This window comes from Salinivibrio sp. HTSP (genome assembly GCF_003390965.1).
In the GTDB taxonomy this organism is placed as follows: Bacteria; Pseudomonadota; Gammaproteobacteria; order Enterobacterales; family Vibrionaceae; genus Salinivibrio; species Salinivibrio kushneri.
The window spans coordinates 1-2332 of record NZ_PXUD01000059.1 but is presented as its reverse complement, the minus strand read 5'-3'; the positions used below and the strand labels follow the sequence as shown (position 1 = coordinate 2332).

General features: G+C 51.6%; 3 protein-coding genes. All 3 read right to left on the bottom strand.

Going from position 1 to position 2332, the window contains the following annotated elements; all coding sequences use genetic code 11:
• Nucleotides 1-27 precede the first annotated feature (27 nt).
• Nucleotides 28-1530, bottom strand: coding sequence for an IS66 family transposase (locus C7A19_RS11340; protein WP_116644921.1), 1503 nt, complete (start codon nt 1528-1530; stop codon nt 28-30).
• Between the two features lie 88 nt (nt 1531-1618).
• The gene (gene tnpB, locus C7A19_RS11335; RefSeq protein WP_025675503.1) at nt 1619-1963 is read right to left on the bottom strand and encodes an IS66 family insertion sequence element accessory protein TnpB; all 345 of its coding nucleotides are present in this window, start codon (nt 1961-1963) and stop codon (nt 1619-1621) included.
• Entirely contained in the window at nt 1960-2259 is a 300-nt protein-coding gene (locus C7A19_RS11330) for a helix-turn-helix domain-containing protein (protein WP_116644920.1), read from the bottom strand. The genes tnpB and C7A19_RS11330 overlap by 4 nt, the downstream gene beginning before the upstream one ends.
• Nucleotides 2260-2332 lie beyond the last annotated feature (73 nt).

The following is a 2332-nucleotide window of genomic DNA, read 5'->3' as shown; positions in this document are numbered from 1 at the left end:
GTAAGCGGTTAATAAACCGGTGAACGCCTACTCGACATCACTGAGATCCGCACACCATGGCATCAGATCTGACATATCATCCGATGGCGACCGCTTGGGTAATTCAGCGAACAGGTGCCGGAAGTAATAATAGGGATTGATGTCATTGGCACGGCATGTCATCACCAAGCTATACAGATTGGCACTCGCTTTTGCTCCACCGACAGATGTCGAGAACATCCAGTTCTTTCGCCCTGTGGCGAACGGGCGGATGTCTCGCTCCGTCACATTGTTGTCGATGCTAATGCGGCCATCTTCCAGATAGGTCAGCAGTTTGGGCCACTGATTTTTCGCATACGTGATGGCCTGGCCTAAGGCGCCTTTGGGCAACACATGCATGCTATCAAGCCAGCGTTTAAAGTCATTTAACAGAGGCAGACTTTCTTGCTGTCTGAGTTGTTGCCGGGCCTCGGCCGATAAGTGTTTCCCGCGTCGCTCGATGCCGTAGAGCTTGTTGATGAAGGTGAGCGCTTTTTCTGGCTTGCCGGCTTTCTTCGAGGGCGACGCCTTTTGCGCATCGGTAAATTTACGGCGAACATGGGCCATACACGCTGCTTGCGTCACACCGTCAACGGTATCGTAAGCACTGTAACCATCGGACAGAAGATAGCCCTGATAATCGCCCAGGAACGCTCGCACACACGCGCCGGCTCGACTAGGTTGATAATCGTAAATCACCACCGGGTGGTCGGTAAATTCACCACTGCGATACACCCACATGTAAGAGGTCGACTGCGCTTTTCTATCTGCTTCTTTGAGCACTTGCACCGTGGTTTCATCGGCGCAGATAAGTGGCTCGCTGGCTAACTGTGCTTTCATCGTATCGATAATCACGTCAACTTTGCTGCCCAGCTGCACACACCAGTTGGCTAAAGTGGCACGGCTAATGTCGATACCCGCTCGGTTCAGCATATCGACTTGACGATATAGCGGCAGTGCATCCACATATTTGGCGGTCACGACGGCGGCAAACGCCTCTGGACTGCCAAGGCTTTTGGGGATCATGCTAGCTGGCTTCGGTGCGGTCACTACCTGGCTGGTTTCAGCGGTTTGCTCGCACTGGCGGCAGGCATATTTGGTGCGCTCATGGCGAATGACACTAACCCGCTGCGGCACGATTTTCAAGGTTTCACTCACTTCTTTGCCACAGGCGTGTAAGGGCACGTCGCAGCACGCGCAATAGGGGGTATTTAAGGTATAGGTGTGCACCTCACGCTCAAGATCAGCAGGTAGGGGTTTGCGTCCTGTTTGACGTCGCGCCTTAGGCGCAGAGGGTAACGCATCTTGCTGCTCAGCTTCGTTAAAAGTGCCTTTCACCACTTTTTCACTTTGCGCGGCAAAGCGCTTGGATTGGCTCAGGTTTAACTGCTCAATCAATAACTGAACGTGGTTTTTTAACGCCGAGATCTCTTCCTCTTTGTCATGCAGCAATGCCTCTTTCGCCATTAGCATGGCTTTAAGTTGCTCGATATCATCAGGGAGGTCGGTCATTGGGCGTCATCTTCTTACCGTGTAATGGCAACAAGTTTGACGGCTCAAAAGGATCGTTCAAGGGCAATATGATGATCACTGTCATGGGTCACACTTCTAGTCCCTTTAAAGGATGATGCCCGTGACTGTTTTCCAGTGACAGTCCTGATAGGAGCCAGTGAAGTTGCGGTTTACTCAGAGTGATCACGCCGTCAGGACTTGGGCGAGGCCACTTGAAGGTGCCCTTTTCTAGGCGGCGGTAATACAGCCAAAACCCATTGGTATCCCAAAATAAGATTTTGAGCTTATCGCGACCGCGATTACAGAAAATAAACCAGGCTTCACTAAAGGGATCCATCTCAAGCTGCTCGGCCACGATCAATGATAGACCGTCAATCGACTTGCGCATGTCGGTGACGCCAGAGACCAAGAATACCTTGCCAGAAGGCGTCATTGCAGTGCATCCACCCAGTGTTTGATTTGTGCGGCGTTGAGCGTGGCGGGTAACTCGGCGCGAATGCCATTGGCAAAGACAAGCACGACGGACGCCCCTGGTAAGTGACCGGACGCGTCGACCACAACCGGCTGCACGGTTTGCGGTTGCTCGTCTTCACGTAATCGCTTCGACCAATAATAAAAAGTTTGATAGGGAATAGCGTTATCTTGGCAAAACTGCTTAATGGACACTGTGCTTTGCTTTTGTTGTTCAATGATCGCCGCCCAGTGCGCGCGTTTTTGTGCTTGTTTCATGGTACCTCCGCTTAAAAAGGTACTATGGCAAAGCCCGTGTCTTATGGATATGTGGGGTTTATTAACCGCTTAC